The 20,729-nt window shown below is 61.7% G+C and carries 18 protein-coding genes (1 of these 18 only partly in view); 12 read left to right on the top strand and 6 right to left on the bottom strand.

Annotated elements, in window-relative coordinates; translation table 11 throughout:
* Both CCGE531_RS01060 and CCGE531_RS01055 read right to left on the bottom strand, forming a co-directional pair.
* Positions 1-268, bottom strand: the beginning of a protein-coding gene (locus CCGE531_RS01060) for an ATP-binding protein (protein ID WP_120662528.1). Its footprint begins 1,085 nt before the window's first position; 268 of the gene's 1,353 nt are visible here — the first part of the coding sequence; it begins with the start codon at positions 266-268; its stop codon lies off the left edge, out of view.
* Positions 269-271: 3 nt separating this feature from the next.
* Positions 272-991, bottom strand: coding sequence for a response regulator (locus tag CCGE531_RS01055; protein ID WP_120662527.1), 720 nt, complete (start codon positions 989-991; stop codon positions 272-274).
* Positions 992-1,339: 348 nt separating this feature from the next.
* On the opposite strand from CCGE531_RS01055, the gene CCGE531_RS01050 reads away from it, so the two are divergent.
* The 6 genes from CCGE531_RS01050 to CCGE531_RS01020 all read left to right on the top strand — a co-directional run bounded on the left by CCGE531_RS01050 (position 1,340) and on the right by CCGE531_RS01020 (position 7,528).
* Positions 1,340-2,140, top strand: coding sequence for a pseudouridine synthase (locus CCGE531_RS01050; protein WP_120662526.1), 801 nt, complete (start codon positions 1,340-1,342; stop codon positions 2,138-2,140).
* Between the two features lie 13 nt (positions 2,141-2,153).
* A complete protein-coding gene (locus CCGE531_RS01045) occupies positions 2,154-2,837 on the top strand; it encodes a phosphoribosyltransferase (RefSeq protein ID WP_120662525.1) in 684 nt (227 codons plus the stop codon).
* A 144-nt stretch (positions 2,838-2,981) separates the two neighbouring features.
* Complete coding sequence (locus CCGE531_RS01040) at positions 2,982-3,935, top strand: phosphoribosylaminoimidazolesuccinocarboxamide synthase (protein WP_120666352.1); 954 nt, start codon at positions 2,982-2,984, stop codon at positions 3,933-3,935.
* 342 nt (positions 3,936-4,277) lie between these two features.
* Positions 4,278-5,729 carry an efflux transporter outer membrane subunit gene (locus CCGE531_RS01035; RefSeq protein WP_120662524.1) on the top strand — a complete coding sequence of 484 codons (1,452 nt, stop codon included), beginning with the start codon at positions 4,278-4,280 and terminating at the stop codon, positions 5,727-5,729.
* Positions 5,730-6,434: 705 nt separating this feature from the next.
* Positions 6,435-7,292, top strand: a complete 858-nt coding sequence (locus CCGE531_RS01025) for an SH3 domain-containing protein (protein WP_120662522.1) — start codon at positions 6,435-6,437, stop codon at positions 7,290-7,292.
* A 62-nt stretch (positions 7,293-7,354) separates the two neighbouring features.
* Positions 7,355-7,528, top strand: coding sequence for a hypothetical protein (locus CCGE531_RS01020; protein WP_162943826.1), 174 nt, complete (start codon positions 7,355-7,357; stop codon positions 7,526-7,528).
* Positions 7,529-7,686: 158 nt separating this feature from the next.
* On the opposite strand, the gene CCGE531_RS01015 is transcribed toward CCGE531_RS01020, so the two are convergent.
* Positions 7,687-7,929 carry a DUF982 domain-containing protein gene (locus tag CCGE531_RS01015; protein WP_120662521.1) on the bottom strand — a complete coding sequence of 81 codons (243 nt, stop codon included), beginning with the start codon at positions 7,927-7,929 and terminating at the stop codon, positions 7,687-7,689.
* A gap of 452 nt (positions 7,930-8,381) precedes the next feature.
* Positions 8,382-8,570, bottom strand: a complete 189-nt coding sequence (locus tag CCGE531_RS01010) for a hypothetical protein (RefSeq protein ID WP_120662520.1) — start codon at positions 8,568-8,570, stop codon at positions 8,382-8,384.
* Positions 8,571-8,920: 350 nt separating this feature from the next.
* On the opposite strand from CCGE531_RS01010, the gene CCGE531_RS01005 reads away from it, so the two are divergent.
* From CCGE531_RS01005 to CCGE531_RS00985, 5 genes are all read left to right on the top strand, one after another.
* Entirely contained in the window at positions 8,921-11,308 is a 2,388-nt protein-coding gene (locus CCGE531_RS01005) for a transglycosylase domain-containing protein (RefSeq protein WP_120662519.1), read from the top strand.
* Between the two features lie 510 nt (positions 11,309-11,818).
* On the top strand, positions 11,819-13,735 hold the full coding sequence (gene dnaK, locus CCGE531_RS01000; protein ID WP_120662518.1) for a molecular chaperone DnaK: 1,917 nt from the start codon (positions 11,819-11,821) through the stop codon (positions 13,733-13,735).
* Positions 13,736-13,819: 84 nt separating this feature from the next.
* Positions 13,820-14,968 carry a molecular chaperone DnaJ gene (dnaJ, locus tag CCGE531_RS00995; RefSeq protein ID WP_120662517.1) on the top strand — a complete coding sequence of 383 codons (1,149 nt, stop codon included), beginning with the start codon at positions 13,820-13,822 and terminating at the stop codon, positions 14,966-14,968.
* A gap of 323 nt (positions 14,969-15,291) precedes the next feature.
* Entirely contained in the window at positions 15,292-16,419 is a 1,128-nt protein-coding gene (gene recF, locus CCGE531_RS00990; protein WP_120666348.1) for a DNA replication/repair protein RecF, read from the top strand.
* A 147-nt stretch (positions 16,420-16,566) separates the two neighbouring features.
* Positions 16,567-17,337 (top strand): molybdopterin-synthase adenylyltransferase MoeB, encoded by a 771-nt coding sequence (locus tag CCGE531_RS00985; RefSeq protein ID WP_120662516.1) that lies wholly within the window; start codon positions 16,567-16,569, stop codon positions 17,335-17,337.
* Between the two features lie 197 nt (positions 17,338-17,534).
* Here CCGE531_RS00985 and murA read toward each other — a convergent pair whose 3' ends face one another.
* Together murA and CCGE531_RS00975 are read right to left on the bottom strand one after the other, a co-directional pair.
* The gene (murA, locus tag CCGE531_RS00980; RefSeq protein WP_120662515.1) at positions 17,535-18,848 is read right to left on the bottom strand and encodes a UDP-N-acetylglucosamine 1-carboxyvinyltransferase; all 1,314 of its coding nucleotides are present in this window, start codon (positions 18,846-18,848) and stop codon (positions 17,535-17,537) included.
* Positions 18,849-18,990: 142 nt separating this feature from the next.
* Positions 18,991-19,992: a D-glycerate dehydrogenase gene (locus tag CCGE531_RS00975; protein ID WP_120662514.1), complete on the bottom strand. Its 1,002-nt coding sequence runs from the start codon at positions 19,990-19,992 to the stop codon at positions 18,991-18,993.
* A gap of 191 nt (positions 19,993-20,183) precedes the next feature.
* Here CCGE531_RS00975 and CCGE531_RS00970 point away from each other — a divergent pair, with 191 nt between their 5' ends.
* The gene (locus tag CCGE531_RS00970; protein WP_120662513.1) at positions 20,184-20,723 is read left to right on the top strand and encodes an SH3 domain-containing protein; all 540 of its coding nucleotides are present in this window, start codon (positions 20,184-20,186) and stop codon (positions 20,721-20,723) included.
* The last annotated feature ends 6 nt before the right edge of the window (positions 20,724-20,729 follow it).

Here is a 20,729-nt window from a genome sequence, read left to right as displayed (position 1 = left end):
TCTCGTTCTTCTTACCGGGCACCGGCGCATCGGCGAGCCGGATCGCCAGGCCATTGGCATTCAGCGCCCGCACGGCGATCGGCTGCGCCTCGGGCGGAACGGCATCGAGAAGACGGATCGCCGTCTTGACCTGCATGGCCGGCGACAGCTCCGGATTGAAGGGCGTATCCGGCTTCAGCTGGGCGGCGGCGAAAGCCGCGAGCTGTATGACGAACAATGCCACGGCGACGATCATGATGATGCGGGCGACGAGACCGAGTTTCAGCATGGCTCAGACATCCTTGACGTCCGTGGTGAGGAGATAGCCGGCATTGCGCACGGTGGTGATGATATGGGCGCCATCGGGCAGGCAATGCCCGAGCTTGGTGCGCAGGCGGGAGACCGTGACGTCGATGGTGCGATCGAAGGGATCGGCGCCGCGGCCGCGTGTCCAGTCCAGCAATTGCTCGCGCGACAGGACGCGCCGTGGCCGTTCGAGAAAGCAGACGAGCAGATCGAACTCCGCCGTCGTCAGGTGCACGACGCGTTCGCCTTCCATCTCGATAACGCGGCCGTCGAGATCGACGGTCAGGCCGGCGAAGCACTTGCGGCGTGATGGAATGCTGGCGTCTTCCGGCCGTTCCGGCCCGGATCGCCGAAGGATGGCGCGAATGCGCGCCAGAAGCTCGCGCGGATTGAAAGGTTTGCCGAGATAGTCGTCAGCGCCCATTTCGAGGCCAAGGATGCGATCGATATCTTCCGTCTTCGCCGTCAGCATGAGGATCGGCACCTTGCTGCGGGCGCGGATGCGCCGGCATGCCGACAGGCCGTCTTCGCCGGGCAGCATCAGGTCGAGGATGATCAGATCGGGAAAACCCTTGGACAGCATACGGTCCATGGCGGCGGCGCTGTCGGCCGCCTGCACGGAGAAACCCTCGCGGCTCAGGAACTCCTCCAGGAGCGCCCTAATCTCGCGGTCGTCCTCGACCAGAAGAAGCGATGCGAAAACCATGGCCCTTCCATGCGGGGCGAGAGGTCGTTTTGGCAACAGGGAAACGGTCGGCGTTACAAACTGTAACAAATTTCCCGTCTTTTGAAAAATCCCAGCAAAAGAAACAGTGCAGGTTTTTGGGGCAAGCGCGATCCCTCCGAAGCGAACGGCGGCAGCCTTGCCGCCTACCCGACCCCATCGCCCGCTCCGGTCAGCGACAGGGCTCGCATCCACGAATGCGAGCCCTGTCTGCTTTTGGCCTTGGTTGCCCTTCGGCAATGCGATTTGCGTCCCCGCCGCCGGCATGCGAAAGGATGTCGTTCCGGGCGCGGCGCGCGGCCACAGCAATGAAGATCGTGAGGCAGACGGGTGAGCCAGCGGCAATCACCGCAAAGATCCGGCAGGGCGGCGAAGCGCGCCCAGGAGCCCGAAGGCAAGCGCGTGACCTTGCCGCGAGCGCTTTCCAAGCTCGGCTACTGCTCCCGCACCCAGGCGGAGGCGCTGATTGCCGCCGGCCGCGTGAGCGTGGATGGCCGGAAGATCTCGGATCCCGCCACCTGGGTCGATCTGGAACATTCGACATTCGCGGTCGACGGCACAGAGATATCAGCGGAAAAGAAGCTCTATTTCATGCTGAACAAGCCGCGCGGGCTGGTGACCACCCGCGATGACCCCGAGGGGCGGCCGACGGTCTATGATTGCCTCAAGGAGATCGATGCCCGCCATCTCGCCCCGGTCGGGCGGCTGGACAAGGCGAGCGAGGGGCTGCTGCTCTTTACCAATGATACGGTGCTCGCCCAGACACTTCTCGATCCGGTCAGCCATGTCGGCAAGACCTATCACGTGCAGGTCGACCGCATCATGGACCAGGAGCAGCTTGCGCGCATGGAGCGCGGCATCATCGACGATGGCGAGCTTTTGACCGCGAGCTCCGCCCGCCTGCTGCGCAGCGGCGACCGGAACGGCTGGATCGAAGTGGAGCTCAAGGAGGGCCGCAACCGCCAGATCCGGCGCATGCTGGAGGCTCTCGGCATCGAATGCCTGCGGCTGGTGCGCATCGCCTTTGGCGATATTGCGCTTGGCGATCTGCCGAAGGGCGGCGTGCGGGCCTTGACCGAGGCCGAAATCCTTGGACTGCATCGGCGCGCCGGAATGAAGGTCAACAGATAGAAGGCTGCGTGCGATGCAACCCCATGACTTCTGGCAGGAGCTGCATGCGCCCGGCACCTTCGACCCGATGGAGGAGCGGCCGGATTTCCACGTGGCCGAACTGCCGGACGGACGGCAATTGCGCCTGCCGATCCGCGTGCTTGCCGACGGCGACCATGCACTCGCATCGCTGATCGTCAATCAGGCGAGCTTCGCGGTGCTGGAGACGCTGGCGGAAGCGCTGGCCGCGCGGATCGCGGCTCATGATGTCGATGTCGTCGCTGGATTGCCCACGCTCGGCCTGACGCTGGCAGCCGCGGTGGCGCGTGCGCTCGGCCTTACGCGCTATGTGCCGCTCGGCACCTCGCGCAAATTCTGGTATCGCGAGGAATTGTCGATTGCGCTCTCCTCGATCACCACGCCAAACCAGGAAAAGCGTCTTTATATGGACCCGCGGATGTTGCCGCTGCTGGAAGGAAAGCGCGTGGCGCTTGTCGACGATGTGATCTCCAGCGGCGCCTCGATCGTTTCCGGGCTTTCTCTCCTGACCTCCTGCGGCATCGAGCCTGTCGTGATCGGCGCGGCCATGCTGCAATCCGAACGCTGGCGCGATCGTGTCGATATGGACGGCAAGCAATGGAGCGAGCGTATCATCGGCGTCTTTTCGACGCCGATCCTCGAGCGAAGCGAAAACGGCTGTTGGCGCCGGCCGAACTGACCGCTTTTCGCCGCCGCGACCATGCGACCGGCAGCGGACTACATATTATATATGGGAAAACCGTTCCGATTCCGGCTGCAATGCGCTAAGGATCCGCCCAAGAAGCATCCGTCGGGCGGATGCACGAGCCTGTTGGTGGATACGTTGCGAATTCTCTCCGAAGCCTATTTTCCGGAATTGCCCAGCTACTATCGCGGCAAGGTGCGCGAGAATTACGATCTGCCCGATGGCAGCCGCATCATCATCAGCACCGATCGGCTGAGCGCCTTCGATCGCATCCTCACCTGCATTCCCTATAAGGGCCAGGTCCTGACGCAAACGGCGCGCTACTGGTTCGAACAGACACGCGATATCTGCCCGAACCATGTGATCGACTATCCGGACCCGAATGTCGTCGTCGGCAAGCGGCTGAATATTCTCCCCGTCGAAGTCGTCGTCCGCGGCTATCTCGCCGGCACCACCGGCACCTCCATCCTGACGCTCTATAAGAAGGGGCAGCGGGAGATGTACGGGATCACGCTGCCGGACGGCATGCGCGACAACCAGATCCTGCCGGAGCCGATCATCACGCCGACGAGCAAGGAATTCGATGGCGGCCATGACGAACCGCTGACGCCGGCCCAGATCATCGAACAAGGACTGCTCACGAACGCGCAATGGCAGACGCTGTCGGATTACGCCTTGGCCCTCTTCGCGCGTGGGCAGGAGATCGCTCGCAAGCGCGGGCTGATCCTCGCCGATACCAAATATGAATTCGGGACCGACGAAAACGGGACCATCATCCTCGCCGATGAAATCCATACGCCCGACAGCAGCCGCTACTGGTTGGCCGACAGCTACCAGGAGCGCTTCGAGAAGGGAGCGCGCCCGGAAAGCTTCGACAAGGACTTCGTACGTGCCTGGGTCACCGAGCGCTGCGACCCCTACAAGGATGAGATTCCGGAGATTCCGGGTGAGCTCGTCGACCAGACGTCCAAGGTCTATATCCGCGCCTACGAAGCGATAACTGGCACGCCTTTCGTGCCCGACGATCGCGATGCAACGCCGCGTGATCGGGTTCGCGCAAGCCTCGCGCGCTATTTCCCTCAGACAGTCTGAACGGTCGTTCAGCGGAATCGATGCGCCGAACAGCTTCCCGGAAGTTGTGGCGCCGGCGGAGTTTTGCGCCCTTCACATCCTCAGGTTGGGGATGCGAGGGTATGTTTTTTGCAACACTTCAGATTTATTTTACCAATAAGCTGATATTTCGCCCGATCCTACATATGTTCGCTGCCGAGAATTCGTAAAAGCCTCTGTGCTATTGCAAAACTCGTTGCTAGATTGACGCCGACCGCTTCGGGTCATTGTTTGTATTGCGTAAGACTGGAGCGCCGGTACATGGAGTCATGTTGGCTCCGTTAAAAGACACTGATCATGTAAATTGAATTGTGGGACAATGTGATGGTTTCCATTCGTACTGCCGCCCCCGCCCTGCTGCTTATTCTGGCAGGTTGCGTCAGCGGCCCAGACCATAAGCCACCGGAAATGCCTCTGCCGGCCAAATTCTCGGAGGGCGGTACGAAGGTCAACGGCGATGTCGCCGGTTCGCAATGGTGGACCGCTTTCAGCGACTCCAAGCTGAATGCCTTCGCCGCACAAGGACTTTCCCAGAACCTTAACATCCAGCAATCGCTGGAGCGCATCAATCAGGCTGAAGCTGCAGTCGTGACCGCAGGTGCTGGCGGACTGCCGAGCCTGACGGTCAGCGGTGACCATACGACCAGCGGCCAGAAGGGCTCGCTGCGCACGCAGACCGAAACGCGAAACAGCAGCAGCGGCACAGCCTCGGTTTCGTGGCTGCTCGACCTTTGGGGTCAGTATCGCCGCGCAACGGAAAGCGCCAACGCCTCGCTCGATGCCGCCTATTCCAGCGTCGATACTGCACGCCTGACCTATCTGCAGGATCTGGCCAACAGCTATGTCAACGCCCGCTACTACCAGGCGCTCGTCTCGATCGCCCGGGAAAACCTGAAGTCCCGGCGCGACACGCTTTCGCTGACCAAGTTCCAGCTTGAAGCCGGTGCCGCATCCCGCCTCGATGTCGTCCAAGCCGAAGGCCTCGTCAACTCGACGCTCTCGACTATTCCTGGCTTTGAGATCAGTTACCGCCAGGCGGTGCATCACATCGCAACGCTACTCAACGTGCCCTCGTCCACGATCATCGCCCAGATGCAGGGCGGCGGTAGCCAGCCGGTATTCCGTGGCAGCGTCCGCACCGGCGTTCCCGCCGATCTCATCCGCAACCGTCCGGACATTCGCGCCGCAGAGCGTAATCTAGCCGCTGCTACAGCCCAGATCGGCGTGGCGGAAGCCAAGCTCTTCCCGTCGATCACGCTCAGCGGCGCGATCTCGCCGTCCTATATCCACAGCTCGTCCACGAGCGGCAGCCTCACCAGCTGGTCGTTCGGCCCGGCGCTGAACCTGCCGATCTTCGACGGCGGTACCCTGCGCGCCGGCGTCAAGAGCGCGGAATCCTCGAGCCGCGAACAGTATATCGTCTGGCAGCAGACGGTGAGGGGCGCGATCCAAGATGTTGAAAACGCCCTGTCTGCCGTCACCCGCGACGCTCAGACGGTTGCGGCCCTGCACGCCCAGGTCAAGTCCTACCAGGAAGCCCTGCAGCTCTCGACCGCCAGCTATAAGGATGGTGCGTCTTCACTGCTCGACGTTCTGGACGCCCAGCGCAACGTGACCAGCGCGCAACAGAGCCTTGCACAGGCCGTTCAGACGAGCGCTATCGACTATATCTCGCTGAATGTCGCGATCGGCGCCGGCTACGTGCCTGCAGGCAAGGCAACCTTGGCCGCAGCTCCGGCCAAGGTCGTCAAGGTTTCGGCGAAGAAGGTGAACTGACAAGGTCGCCCGGCCCGCCGGGCACTTTGCTTCAACGGAAAAGCTTGAATCGGAAAACCGCCGCAGGGGATGCGGCGGTTTTTCTTTTGGCGCCGGAGAGATGCTGAAACTGAAAATGGCGCGCCTCGCTTCCGCAAGAGCACGCCATCGCCAAAAAACAAAAAGGCCGGAATAATCCGGCCTTTCGCCATCCGCTATCACACCAGTGCCAGTACATCCGTGGTCAAAGGCAATGCGGAACTGCAGTCAGATTGATCGCGAAAGGTTAACTTCGCTTCCACGATCTCAATGGCGAAAAAGGCTCGCTTTGAAGCGCGCCAGCCGCCGTCGACTGCATGACTGAAGCGCATATCGGTGGGCAAGGTGGCAATTTCAAGGCTGCCGTTTCAATTTCTTCCATCGGTCTCCCGAGTCGCCGCCACCAATGGCATGGCGATCCTGACGGCAGGCGGTCATTTCAAATGATATCCCGCAGATTTTCCCGCGTCCGCAAGTCATCGTTCAAGCTGCATTCATGCAAATATTCTTAAAACACATGTAAAGATTGAAGACGCGCCGTGGAGTCCTGTCAGATTCCGTGCATGCGAATGCCTTTATCTTGCCGAAATTGGAAAGTCTTACCGGATGGTGCCGGGTAGGCGCACGACAGGCGGAAAGGCATCGGTTGCCGATTTCGCGACGACGGCGTGCAAAGGGAGAGTATTTATGAGGTTCAAAGTTCTTGCCGCAAGCTTGCTGGCCGCATTCATCGCGCTGCCGGCCATTGCGGAAGCCGCGGAGGGCTTTGCCACCGCAAACGTCAACATGCGGTCAGGTCCGAGTACCGCCTATCCGGCTGTGGCGATGATCCGGGTCGGTGCGCCGCTGCAGATCAACGGCTGCCTCAACGAGACGCCCTGGTGCGATGTCTCGTTCTATGGCGGTCGCGGATGGGTCGCCGGCCGGTACATCCAGGCCACTTATCAATCGCGCCGCATCTATGTCGGCCCGCAATATTATCGGCCGCTCGGCATTCCGACGGTGGTTTTCAACTTCGATGACTACTGGGGTCGCTATTATCGCGGCCGCGACTTCTATCGTGACCGCGACCGTTGGCGGCGCGGCCCCGGCTGGGTCGATCGCCGGCCCGACAGCGGCTGGGATCGCGGATCGAACTGGGATAACGGGCAGGACCGTAACTGGGATCGCCGCCCCGACCGCAATCGCGACTGGAATAATGACTCGGACGGCAACTGGGACCGGCGCCCGGATCGCAACTGGGATGGGCAGCGCGACGACAATCGTAACTGGGGCCGGCGGCGGCCGGACAATAATCAAGACTGGAATAACCAGCCGGATCGCCCGCGCGACAACAACCGGCCGGACAACCGCCCTCGCCCGGAACCCCAGCGGCAACCGCCTCAGGCTCAGCCACAGCCACAACCTCAGGCACAGCCGCAGCCGCAGCCGCAGAACAATCCGCGACAGGATACGCGTCAGCCGGGTCCCTATAGCCCGGATCATAAGGACTGCCCGGCCTCGGAACCGGATTGCCGCATGTCCATAAGGGGTTCAAACCGCTGACGGCGCGTTGAGGATTCCACAAAATCAAAGGCCAGCGATCTCAGAGATCGCTGGCCTTTTTGATGCGCCAGAACGGTTCAGCTTTTCACGGAATCGCCGAGCCGCTCTATCTCTTTGTTTTCTCGCAATTCCGGACGGAAAACCGCTACGCACTTTTCCTGGAATTGCTCTATCTCTTTGTTTTCTCGCAATTCCGGACGGAAAACCGCTACGCACTTTTCCTGGAATTGCTTTAGCCGTTGAGGAGCGGCACTTGCCGACGAACGACCCGCATCCGAATAGATGCTCGGACAAGCGGCATTCAAACGGAAATATCTTGAACGGAATCTTTTGGCGCGCCTCTATCGGCTCGCAAGGCTCGAACGAGCAAACGGCTTGAAAATGCCGACCGGTTTCAGTGCATCTTCAGGTGCGCTTCACGCGTCGCCGAGATGAACATTTCCCGCGCCTCTTCGGCGGACTTGCGACCGTCGATGGCTGCCCGGCAAAGGCTTCTTGCTGCAACATACAAAGGACCGCGCCGATCGGGCCAAAGGTCGGCCATGCAATTCAATGCATCGGAAGGACCGGTCACTACCTGGAAACTACCATGAGCAAAACCGACTTCAATGGGATTGCTCCATTTGACGTGCCGCATGAATACTCCTCCTCACGCGCTACCAATTGCTTGGAACCGTCTTCCACGACGGCCACATGACAGTACTATAACCCCGATCAGAGCTTTCGAAAATATGAAAGATTTCGAGCTTCCCGCGACATATCGAGCCTATTGGATCGGGCAAATACGGCTCGCATGACATGCCTGGATGACCTGGATGCGATGAATTTCCTCTCAAGCTTTTCAGAGAGAACGGCCATCGGTGCATGGCATGCGATCTATTTCTCACGGGCGATCCGCCTTGCCTCATCCGGGGAAAACCCAGCGCGGCGGGCGAGCCTCTCCAAGCCGAAAATCCGGTCGATCCGATCGACCAACCATAGTTCGAAACGTTTCCACATTGACGCAGCCTCCTCCGCTGCCAACCCTGCGGTCGTCGCGGCCTACGATGTCTATCGCGCCTGGCCTGCCATTCCCTTCAGCGAATCCTATCAACGAAATCGAGGCGGCCTCTGCGCGTTGGAGAGCAGCTCCTGCTTTGTCGCGAAATCGCCAAACAGCTTCTTCAGCCGGGCTTCCTCCTCCTGGCAAAGCCGGTGGCGGCGGGCGAAATCCTGGACACTCCAGACCTCCCGCAATCTGCTCCGGTCAACTTCCTCTATCTTGATCAATGAACTCATGTGCTCGCCCTCTTTGTTCTTGTCATTTGTTAATGTCCGAAGGGGCGAAAAGTTCCCTCTGCGGCCCGCCGGCAGAGGGGCGGAGCGACCCGGCGACCCGGGCCGGAATTGTTCTTAATCCCTCCTTAAATCGCCGCATTTACAGTTCAGGCGGGACTTGATGTCTTCACGAGGGTTCGTGAACAAATGGCGGGTAGGCGCCTCGACAGCCGATATCGGCTCTCGGGGTGATGCGCCGGCTTAAAGCGCGGGCGAACGGGCGCAAAGATTTCTACCGCCGCTGCGATCAGCCTGATAGAAGACATAGGAACACTGGGGAATACTGGGCACCGAGGTACAACCGGCCGGCAATGGCAGATAAGAAGAAATCACGCCAGAGGATAGAACCATCCTTTTCCAGCGGCCGGGAACGCATCGATGACGGATTCAACGCCGGCGAACGCATCGTTGGCAACGGGCGCTCGGCCAAGAAATATTACCAGGAGCCGGAACCCGACGAGGAAGAAGACGACGAGGACGAGCCCGTGGTCCAAAGGCCTCGCCGTACCCGGAGCCGCCGCAAACCCGCGCGGCGCGCGCGTCCGCAACGCGGCTTTTTCAGCTTCATCCGCGCGACGGTCTATTGGGGTCTGGTGCTTTGTCTCTGGGCCGGCATCGGCCTTGCGGGCCTCGTCGTCTATTACGGCTCGCGCATGCCGAGCGCCAGCACCTGGTCAATCCCCGAGCGGCCGCCGAACGTAAAGATCAACGATCTCGACGGCACGCTGCTCGCCAATCGCGGAACGACGGGCGGCGAAGCCTTGGCGCTCAGCGACATGTCGCCCTACATCCCGGAGGCGATCGTCGCCATCGAGGACCGTCGCTTCTACTCCCACTTCGGCTTCGACCCGATCGGCCTTGGCCGCGCGGTCGTGACGAACGTCCTGACCGGGCACGCCGTCCAGGGCGGTTCGACGCTGACGCAACAGCTCGCCAAGAACCTCTTCCTTTCGCCGGACCGCACGCTGGAACGCAAGGTGCAGGAAGTGCTGCTGGCGCTATGGCTGGAGCGCAAGTACACCAAGGATCAGATCCTGACGATGTACCTGAACCGCGTCTATTTCGGCTCCAACGCCTATGGCGTGGAAGCGGCCTCGCGGCGCTACTTCAATAAATCGGCCCACGACGTCAATCTCGGCGAGGCGGCCATGCTCGCCGGTCTCGTCAAGGCGCCCTCGCGGCTGTCGCCCGCCCGCGATCCGGCAGCCGCCGAGGCCCGCGCGCAACTGGTGCTGCAGGCCATGCATGATCAGGGCTTCATCTCCGAGGCCGACATCAAGACCGCCATGTCGCAGCCGCCGACGCGGTCGAAAAGCTATTGGACAGGTGCCGAGAACTACGTTGCCGACATGGTCATGGACCAGCTCCCGAAGCTGATCGGCGGCGACATCAAGGAAGACCTGATCGTCGACACCACGCTCGACATGTCGCTGGAGGCGAAAGCCGAGAAGGCGCTGGCCGATGTGCTCGAAAAGGACGGCAAGAAGCTGAATGCCTCGCAGGCATCGCTCGTATCCGTCGACGCGACGGGCGCGATCCGCGCGCTGGTCGGCGGCCGGGATTATGCGCAAAGCCAGTTCAACCGCGCCGTAACGGCCAAGCGCCAGCCAGGCTCGGCCTTCAAGCCCTTTGTCTATACCGCAGCGCTGGAAGCGGGCCTGACGCCCAATTCGATCCGCAATGACATGCCGGTGAAGATCGGCAACTGGGCGCCCGAAAATTACGAACAGCGCTATAGCGGCCCCGTGACGCTTGCGACCGCGGTGGCGAAATCATTGAACACGGTCGCCGCGGAACTCGTCGCCGAGGTCGGGCCGGATCAGGTCATCAAGGTCGCCCATAGGCTCGGCATCGAATCGGACCTGCAGGCCAATGCCTCGATCGCGCTCGGCACCTCCGAAGTGTCGCTGCTGGAACTCACGTCCGCCTATGCCACCTTCATGAACGGCGGCTTCAAGGTGACGCCGCACGTCATCAGCAAGGTGACGACCGCCTCCGGCAAGGTGCTCTACCAGACCAATACCGACAATCCGCAACGGGTGGTGAACCCCGATATCGTTGCCAACATGAACGCCATGATGACCGGCGTCATCGCCTACGGCACGGCCAAGTCGGCGCGCATTCCCGGATGGCAGGCGGCCGGCAAGTCGGGAACGACGCAATCCTTCCGCGACGCGCTGTTCGTCGGCTTCACCAGCCACCTGACGACAGGCGTCTGGTTCGGCAATGACGACGGCAAGTCGATGCGCAAGGTCACCGGCGGCGGGCTGCCGGCCAAGGCGTGGAAGGAATTCATGATCGCCGCCCACAAGGGCATCACGCCGGCGCCGATCTTCGGCGGCGGCGTGATCATCGACAATGGCCTGCCGATGGCGCAGGCGCCGAATGGCGACCAGCCGACGACCATCGGCAACATCATTTCGGGCGTGGCCGACGGCGGACAGCCGGTGCAGCAGCCGACCTTGCAGCAACGGCCGTCGCAACAGCCGATCCAGCCGCAGATCGTCAACCAGACCGCGGCCAATGAAGACCCGCAGGACCTGCCGCCGGCGAACCTCGCCGACGACAGCAATCCTTACAGTTCCAACCCTTATGACAGCGGCGAAATCCCGCCGGCGGATATCGGCGACAGCGGCGCCCCGATCGCAACGGCGCGGTCACATCGCTCCTCGCTGCTCGACGTCATCTTGGGCCGATAAAATCGCAATTTTTCACCCACAGCGCCGCGCGTCATATATGGCGCGCAAGAGCGGGATGCCGAAAAGTGTGAGCGGTTTTCGAGCGATATCCCGCTCCAACTTTTTGATTTAGAGACGGATTCAGATTTCAGGTCGATTCGACCTGAAATCATCCGGCTCTAAGGTCGCTGTAGCACTTTAGATCCGCTGCATAATTTTATCCCTAAATCGATCCCGATTTAAGGAATTATGCAGTAGACGCTTGCATGGCCGCTGCAAGGCTGCTCTGATACGCGGTCGCGTCAAATCCGCTGGCTCACGGCGCACATGGGGCTAGGTGGAATTTGCGCGACAAACCATTTGTTTTGCTGGATTTCGGGCAATTTCCTGCCTTGCAGTCAGTAAAACCGCTACTTATATACGCGGCATCACCGCAGTCATGGCTGCGCAATCCTCAAGACCATCCCGTAAGGGGCTGTCAATGGAATGCCTGACAGGGGTTCCGACAGCTTGCTTCAAGGAGAGAATGACATGGCAAAAGTAATTGGTATCGACCTTGGAACCACAAATTCCTGCGTCGCCGTCATGGACGGCAAGGACGCGAAAGTGATCGAAAATGCCGAAGGCGCCCGCACCACCCCCTCCATGGTTGCCTTCACCGACGACGGCGAACGTCTCGTCGGCCAGCCGGCCAAGCGCCAGGCTGTCACCAACCCCACCAATACCCTCTTCGCTGTCAAGCGCCTGATCGGCCGCCGCTACGAAGATCCGACCGTCGAGAAGGACAAGCACCTTGTTCCTTTCACGATCGTCAAGGGCGATAATGGCGATGCCTGGGTAGAAGCGCAGGGCAAGGGCTATTCGCCCGCACAAGTTTCCGCAATGATCCTTCAGAAGATGAAGGAAACCGCCGAATCCTATCTCGGCGAAAAGGTCGAAAAGGCCGTCATCACCGTTCCCGCATACTTCAACGACGCGCAGCGCCAGGCGACCAAGGATGCCGGCAAGATCGCCGGTCTCGAGGTCCTGCGCATCATCAACGAGCCGACGGCTGCGGCACTTGCCTATGGCCTCGACAAGAAGGACGGCAAGACCATCGCCGTTTACGACCTTGGCGGCGGTACCTTCGATATCTCCATCCTGGAAATCGGCGACGGCGTCTTCGAAGTGAAGTCGACCAACGGCGACACCTTCCTCGGCGGTGAAGACTTCGACATGCGTCTCGTCGAATATCTCGTTGCCGAGTTCAAGAAGGACAACGGCATCGACCTCAAGGGCGACAAGCTCGCTCTGCAGCGCCTGAAGGAAGCTGCCGAAAAGGCGAAGATCGAACTTTCCTCTGCGCAGCAGACCGAAATCAACCTGCCCTTCATCACGGCGGACGCCACCGGTCCGAAGCACCTGACGCTGAAGCTGACCCGCGCCAAGCTGGAAAGCCTGGTCGACGATCTCGTTCAGCGCACCATCGCGCCTTGCAAGGCCGCCCTCAAGGATGCGGGCGTCACCGCCGCTGAAATCGACGAAGTCGTTCTCGTCGGCGGCATGAGCCGCATGCCGAAGGTCCAGGAAGTCGTCAAGCAGCTGTTCGGCAAGGAGCCGCACAAGGGTGTCAACCCGGATGAAGTCGTCGCACTCGGCGCCGCCATCCAGGCCGGCGTCCTGCAGGGCGACGTCAAGGACGTCCTGCTGCTCGACGTGACCCCGCTGTCCCTCGGCATCGAAACGCTGGGCGGCGTCTTTACCCGCCTGATCGAGCGTAACACGACGATCCCGACGAAGAAGTCGCAGACCTTCTCGACCGCCGATGACAACCAGTCCGCCGTGACCATCCGCGTCTCTCAGGGCGAGCGCGAAATGGCTGCCGACAACAAGCTGCTCGGCCAGTTCGACCTCGTCGGCCTGCCACCGGCACCGCGCGGCGTGCCGCAGATCGAAGTCACCTTCGACATCGACGCCAACGGCATCGTCCAGGTTTCGGCCAAGGACAAGGGTACCGGCAAGGAACAGCAGATCCGCATCCAGGCTTCCGGCGGTCTTTCCGACGCCGACATCGAGAAGATGGTCAAGGACGCCGAAGCGCATGCTGCCGACGACAAGAAGCGCCGCGAAGGCGTCGAAGCCAAGAACCAGGCTGAAAGCCTGATCCACTCCAGCGAGAAGTCGCTGAAGGATTACGGCGACAAGGTCAGCGAAGCCGATCGCACCGCGATCTCCGACGCGATCGCGGCACTGAAGACGGCGACCGAAGCTTCCGAGCCGGACGCCGAAGACATCAAGGCCAAGACCCAGACGCTCATGGAAGTTTCCATGAAGCTCGGCCAGGCAATCTATGAGGCCCAGCAGGCGGAAGCTCCTTCGGCCGATGCCTCCGCAGCCGGCAAGGACGACGTCGTCGATGCCGACTACGAGGAAATCAAGGACGAAGACGACCGCAAGCGGTCTGCATAAGCACGAACCGAAAGGTTCTTGAGGAGACTTAAATCCGGCTGCCTTCGGGGCAGCCGGAAATCCATTTCCGGGGTCTAGTCCTTAATGGCAAAAGCGGATTATTACGAGACATTGGGCGTCTCAAAAACAGCGGACGAGAAAGAGCTGAAAAGCGCCTTTCGCAAGCTGGCAATGCAATTTCATCCGGACAAGAACCCGGACGACAGCAGCGCTGAGCGGAAGTTCAAGGAAATCAACGAAGCCTACGAAACGCTCAAGGATCCGCAAAAACGCGCGGCCTATGATCGCTATGGCCATGCGGCCTTCGAGCATGGCGGCATGGGCGGCGGCGGTGGTTTTGGCGGCGGCTTCGGCGGCGGTGGCGGCTTCTCCGATATTTTCGAAGATATTTTCGGCGAGATGATGGGTGGTGGCCGCGCCCGCGCTCGCTCTTCCGGTGGTCGCGAGCGCGGCGCCGATCTTCGCTACAATATGGAAATCTCGCTCGAGGAAGCTTTCAGCGGCAAAACGGCGCAGATCCGGGTCCCCACGTCGATCACCTGCGATGTCTGTTCCGGCTCGGGCGCCAAGCCCGGCACGCAGCCGAAGACCTGCGGCACCTGCCAGGGTTCCGGGCGTGTCCGTGCCGCCCAGGGCTTCTTCTCCGTCGAGCGTACCTGCCCGACCTGCCATGGCCGCGGCCAGATCATTCCCGATCCCTGCAGCAAGTGTCATGGCCAGGGCCGCGTGACGGAGGAGCGTTCGCTCTCCGTCAATATTCCCTCGGGCATCGAAGACGGCACGCGCATTCGCCTGCAGGGCGAAGGCGAAGCCGGTACGCGTGGCGGACCAGCGGGCGATCTCTACATCTTCCTGTCCGTCAAGCCGCATGAATTCTTCCAGCGCGATGGCGCCGATCTCTATTGCGCGGTGCCGATCTCGATGACGACGGCGGCGCTCGGCGGCACCTTCGATGTCGCGACGCTCGACGGCACCAAGTCGCGCGTCACCGTTCCGGAGGGGACGCAGGTCGGCAAGCAGTTCCGCCTGAAGGGCAAGGGCATGCCGGTGCTGCGCTCCAGCCAGGTCGGCGATCTCTATATCCAGATCCAGATCGAGACGCCGCAGAAGCTGACCAAGCGCCAGCGCGAACTCCTACAGGAATTCGAGCAGATCTCTTCGAAGGACAACAATCCCGAATCGACGGGCTTCTTCGCCCGCATGAAGGATTTCTTCGATACGTTCAGCGACTGAGCGGCGCAACAAAGTGTTTCACATGAATCCGGCCGATGATTCGGCCGGATTTTTTTGTTTTGCGGGCGAATCACCCGCCCTTGTGGTTCGAGACGGCCCGATAGGTCTCCTCACCATGAGGGCTGATCCTCTCATCCGGCCTGCAGCATCACATTCCACGGCAAGACTGCAGTTCACCATCCTCATCCTGAGCCTGTCGAAGGACGAGGGTGGCCTCTCAACTCGCCCCGATCCACCTTGCATCCATTGCCGACGGCAAAAACCTTGCACTTGGGCGGGGTTCGGCATACGCCTCGGCCATCGACTATGAATCCGAAAGACCGATGCCGAACAAGGTTTTCATCTCGCGCCTGAAGCTCTCCGACTTCCGCAATTATCCGGCGGCGGCGCTGACGCTTGACGCGCGGCATGTGGTGCTGACGGGCGACAATGGCGCGGGCAAGACCAACCTCATGGAGGCGGTGTCGCTGCTGTCGCCCGGCCGTGGCCTGCGCCGCGCCGCCTATGCCGATGTCACCCGGGTCAACGCGCCGGGCGGATTTTCGATCTTCGCCGAGCTCGAAGGCATCGAGGGTGCCGTCGAAATCGGCACCGGCATCGATGCGACCGACGAATCAGCCGCACGCCGGCTCAGAATCAACGGCACGCCGGCCAAAACGGTCGACGAGTTGACCGATCATTTGCGCGTTCTCTGGCTGACGCCCGCCATGGACGGCCTGTTTACCGGCGGCTCCTCCGAGCGCCGCCGTTTCCTCGACCGGCTGGTGCTTTCGCTCGATCCCGCCCATGGCCGCCGCGCCAGCGATTTCGAGCGCGCCATGCGCAGCCGCAACAAGCTGCTATCCGAAGGCCGGTTCGATCCGTCCTGGCTTGCCGGCATCGAGGAACAGATGGCGAGCCTCGGCATCGCCATGGCAATCGCGCGCCAGGAAATGCTCGGCCTTCTTTCACGGCTGATCGCCGAAACGCGCGAGACGACGCCTTTCCCCTCGGCAGCACTCGATCTTTCCGGTTTCCTCGACGGACAGTTCGACCGGCCGGCCGTCGATCTGGAAGATGCCTATGCCGATATGCTGCGCGAAGGGCGTTACCGCGACGCGGCCGCCGGCCGCACACTGGACGGGCCGCATCGGGCCGACCTCCTGGTGCGGCACCGCGAAAAGGACATGGAGGCGGAGCGCTGCTCGACGGGCGAGCAGAAGGCGCTCCTTGTCGGCCTTATCCTTGCCCATGCGCGCCTGGTCGGCAACCTCACGGGCTATGCGCCCATCCTGCTGCTGGACGAGATCGCCGCGCATCTCGATGAAGGACGGCGCGCGGCACTCTTCGACCTCATCGACGGCCTCGGCGGCCAGGCTTTCATGACCGGCACGGACAAGGCAATGTTCTCCGCACTTGCCGAGCGCGCGCAATTCTTTACCGTCGCGCATGGCGGCATTACGAAATCCTAGAGCATGATGCCGAAAAGTGTGAGCGGTTTTCGGACGACATCATGCTCTACTTATTTGATTGTAGAGCCGGATGATTTTAGGTCGAATAGACCTAAAATCATCCGGCCCTAGCGCCTCCTTCGCCGCGATTGTGGTAGACTCGCACGCATGGATCCTTTGACCTCAGACGAAATCGCCCGCTATCACCGCCATATCCTCCTGCCGGAGGTCGGCGGCGCTGGCCAGCAAAAATTGAAGGCTGCGCGCGTGCTTGTCATCGGTGCCGGCGGCCTTGGCGCGCCGGTGCTGCAATATCTCGCCGCCGCCGGTGTCGGCACGCTCGGCATTGCCGATGACGATCGCGTTTCGCTGTCCAACCTGCAGCGGCAGGTGATTCACGATACGGGGACGATCGGCGAGATGAAGACGCAAAGCGCGGCCGACGCCATCGCGCGGCTGAACCCGCATGTGCGCGTCATCCGTTTCGAGGAGCGCTTCAGTCCCGATACCGCCGCGCGGCACCTGGCCGGCTTCGATCTCGTCATCGACGGTTCCGACAATTTCGACACGCGCTATGCGGCTGCCGATGCGAGCGAGGCAGCGCGCCTGCCGCTCGTGACCGGCGCCGTCGGCCGGTTCGACGGGTCCGTGACGACATTGAAGCCTTACGAAAGCGATACGGACGGCAACCCCAATCCGCGCTATCGCGATCTGTTCCCCGCCCCGCCGCCGGAAGGCCTGATCCCGAGTTGCGCGGAAGCGGGCATTATAGGCGCCTTGACCGGCGTCATCGGCACGCTGATGGCGATGGAGGCGATCAAGCTCATGACAGGCATCGGCGAGCCGCTGATCGGCCGCCTGCTGCTCTATGACGGCTTAGCGGCAAGGTTCGAGACCATCCGGTACAAGCGCAAGAAGGCGCGGATTGCTGCGGAGTGACGGGCTTCGATCAGCGTTTGCGATCCGCCCTCGTGGTTCGAGGGCGCTTACGCGCCACCTCACCATGAGGGCTACCTTCTCGTTCCGCCGCTAAAGAGCAGCGAGCCCTATCGAAAACCGAGCCTGCTCCACCTCATCCTGAGGAGCGAAGCCTCGAAGGGCGAGGTGGCCGCCGCCGCCCGTCCGTCCTCGAAAAATCAGCTCTCGCGTGGCGGGATGCGGGTAATGCGGGCGCCCATGGCATTCAGGCGCTCCTCGATGCGCTCGTAACCGCGCTCGATCTGCTGGGCATTGTTGATGACGCTCGTACCCTCGGCGCACATCGCCGCGATCAGCATGGCCATGCCGGCGCGGATATCGGGGCTCTCGAGCTGGGCGGCGCGCAGCTTGGAGGGGCCGGCGACGATGGCGCGATGCGGATCGCACAGCACGATGCGGGCGCCCATGGCGATCAGCTTGTCGACGAAGAACATGCGGCTTTCGAACATTTTTTCGAACATCAGCACGACGCCGTCGCATTGCGAGGCGGTGACGATGGCGATCGACATGGTATCGGCCGGGAAGGCCGGCCAGGGCTGATCCTCGATCTTCGGAATATGACCGCCGAAATCGGGCTGGATCTTCATCTCCTGACCGGAGGGAATGACCAGATCGTCGCCTTCGATACGGCAGCGGATGCCGAGACGCTCGAAGGTCATCAGGGTAGAGCGCAAATGTTCGACGCCGGCGTTGCGGATGGTGATTTCCGAACCGGTGACGGCGGCAAGGCCGATCAGCGACCCCACCTCATTATGATCCGGGCCGATCCGGTGCGTGACAGCGCCGAGCGGATGGCCACCGTGGATGGTCATCATATTGGTGCCGATCCCTTCGATGCGAGCACCCATGGCGGTGAGAAAGCGCGCCAGATCCTGCACATGCGGCTCGGAGGCGCAATTGCGCAGGATGGTGGTGCCCTCGGCGACAACCGCGGCGCAAAGCGCATTTTCCGTGGCCGTCACGGACGGCTCGTCCAGGAAGACATCGGCGCCGCGCAGCCCTTCCGTGCGGAAGCTGTAGACGCTGTTGACCTCGATCTTGGTGCCGAGCTGTTCCAGCGCCAGGAAATGCGTATCGACGCGCCGGCGGCCGATGACGTCGCCGCCGGGCGGCGGCAAGGTGAGCTCGCCACAGCGCGCCAGCATCGGGCCGGCAAGCAGGATGGAGGCGCGAATGCGGGCGCAGAGATCTGGATCGAGATTGGCGGGGCGAAGCTCACGCGCCTCGATTTCCAACTCGTTGCGACCGAGCCAGCGCACCTCAGCGCCAACAGACTGGATCAGCTCCACCAGCGCCTCGACATCGCGAATGCGCGGCACATTGCTGAGTTGGACGCGTTGATCGGTCAAAAGCGAGGCGGCGATGATCGGCAATGCGGCATTCTTGTTGCCGCTCGGTTCGATCTCGCCCGACAGCTTGAAGCCACCCTCGACCACATATTGAATCCGCTCATGCGGCAGTGCCCGCGCCATCGTTTCCGCCCTTCCTGTTTGTATTTGCCGTCACCTCTGGGCCGGCTTTGTGACAAGCACATGACCGACCGAAGGGAAGAAAGATCAAATTTGACGCCGGGTATATCCGCCTCGCTCCATCAGGCGAATCAGAGCGCTTCGCTTACCGAAACGGCAGCACGCGATTGGGCGGGCGATGGCCATCGATGAAGGTGCGGATGTTGATGATGACCTTGTCGCCCATGTCGATGCGACCCTCGAGCGTGGCCGAACTCATATGCGGCAGGATCACCACCTTGCCCTCATTGGCGAGCTTCACCAGCTTCGGATTGACTGATGGTTCGTTCTCGAACACGTCGAGCCCCGCGCCGGCAATCTTGCCCTCGCGCAGGATCTTGATCAGCGCCGCCTCGTCGATGACATCGCCGCGCGCCGTGTTGACGATGTAGCTCGTCGGCTGCAACAGCGCCAGGCGGCGTGCCGAGATCAGATGATAGGTGGCCGGTGTCGAGGGGCAATTGACCGAAACGATATCGACGCGGGCCAGCATCTGGTCGAGGCTGTCCCAATAGGTTGCCTCCAGCTCGTCCTCCGTCGCCGGATTGACCCGCTTGCGATTGTGATAATGGATCGAAAGGCCGAACGCCTTGGCGCGGCGGGCGACGGCCGTGCCGATCCGCCCCATGCCGACGATGCCGATGCGCTTGCCGTGGATGCGGCGGCCGAGCATCCAGGTGGGCGACCATCCGGCCCATTCGCCGGGATTGTCGGTCAGCACGCGCGCACCTTCAGCGAGCCGCCGGGGCACGGCGAGGATAAGCGCCATGGTCATGTCGGCGGTATCTTCGGTCAGCACATTCGGCGTGTTGGTCACGGTGATGCCGCGACGGGCCGCGGCTTCGACATCGATATGATCCGTGCCGTTGGAGAAGCTGGCGATCAGCTTCATCTGCGGGCCGGCCTCTTCGATCACCTCCGCGTCGATGCGGTCGGTGACCGTAGGCACTAGCACATCGACCGACCGGACGGCCTGGATCAGCTCGTCTTTGCTGCGCGGGCGATCGTCGATATTGAGTTCGGCATCGAAGAGTTCGCGCATCCGCGTCTCCACCGCATCCGGCAGTTTGCGCGTGACGTAGACCTTCGGTTTTTTCTTCGTCGTCATGGAGAGCGGCGATGCCTTGTTCAGATGTTCTTAACCAAGAAGCGGGATAATTTTCCCGTTCCGGGCATTTCTACCAGACCCGCAGGCGAAGACAAACAAAACTCGCTGACGCGATCCGGGGATTTGCCGCTCACCGGAGCGAAAGGTTGCCGGAATGGCGCCTTTGTCATGACGAACGAACGGAAATCCCCATGCGTGGCAAAGTATTGAAGTCCTGCGCCATTTTCGCAATCGGCCTGTTGATGGCCGCTGCGTCAGCGGATCTTGCCGCCGCCCAGGCCGCCAAGGGACCGAGCGGATTGCCGCTGCCGCGATTCGTCACGCTGAAATCGAAGCGGGTCAATCTGCGTATCGGGCCAAGCGCCGACTATGCGGTGTCGTGGCTCTATCTCAAGCAGGGACTGCCGGTCGAGATCATCCAGGAATATGATAATTGGCGGCGCGTGCGCGATGCCGACGGCACGGAGGGCTGGGTCAACCAGTCGCTGCTGTCGGGCCAGCGCTCGGCCATCGCCGCACCGTGGATGAAGGGCAAGGGCAAGGCCGTCTTCGTCAACATGCGCCGCGAATCCCAGCCATCCGCCGCCGTCATCGCCAAGCTTCAGCCCGGCGTGATGATGAACATTCGCGAGTGCACCGGCGACTGGTGCCACGTCACCGCCGACGGTACCGAGGGCTGGGTTGCTCAATCCGAGATCTGGGGCGCTTACCCCGGCGAAGCCTTCAGGTAACGAAAT

The sequence above is a fragment of the Rhizobium sp. CCGE531 genome (assembly GCF_003627795.1).
Classification (GTDB): domain Bacteria; phylum Pseudomonadota; class Alphaproteobacteria; order Rhizobiales; family Rhizobiaceae; genus Rhizobium.
The sequence above is the reverse complement of the archived record's forward strand: the minus strand, read 5'-3'. Positions and strand labels throughout refer to the sequence as shown.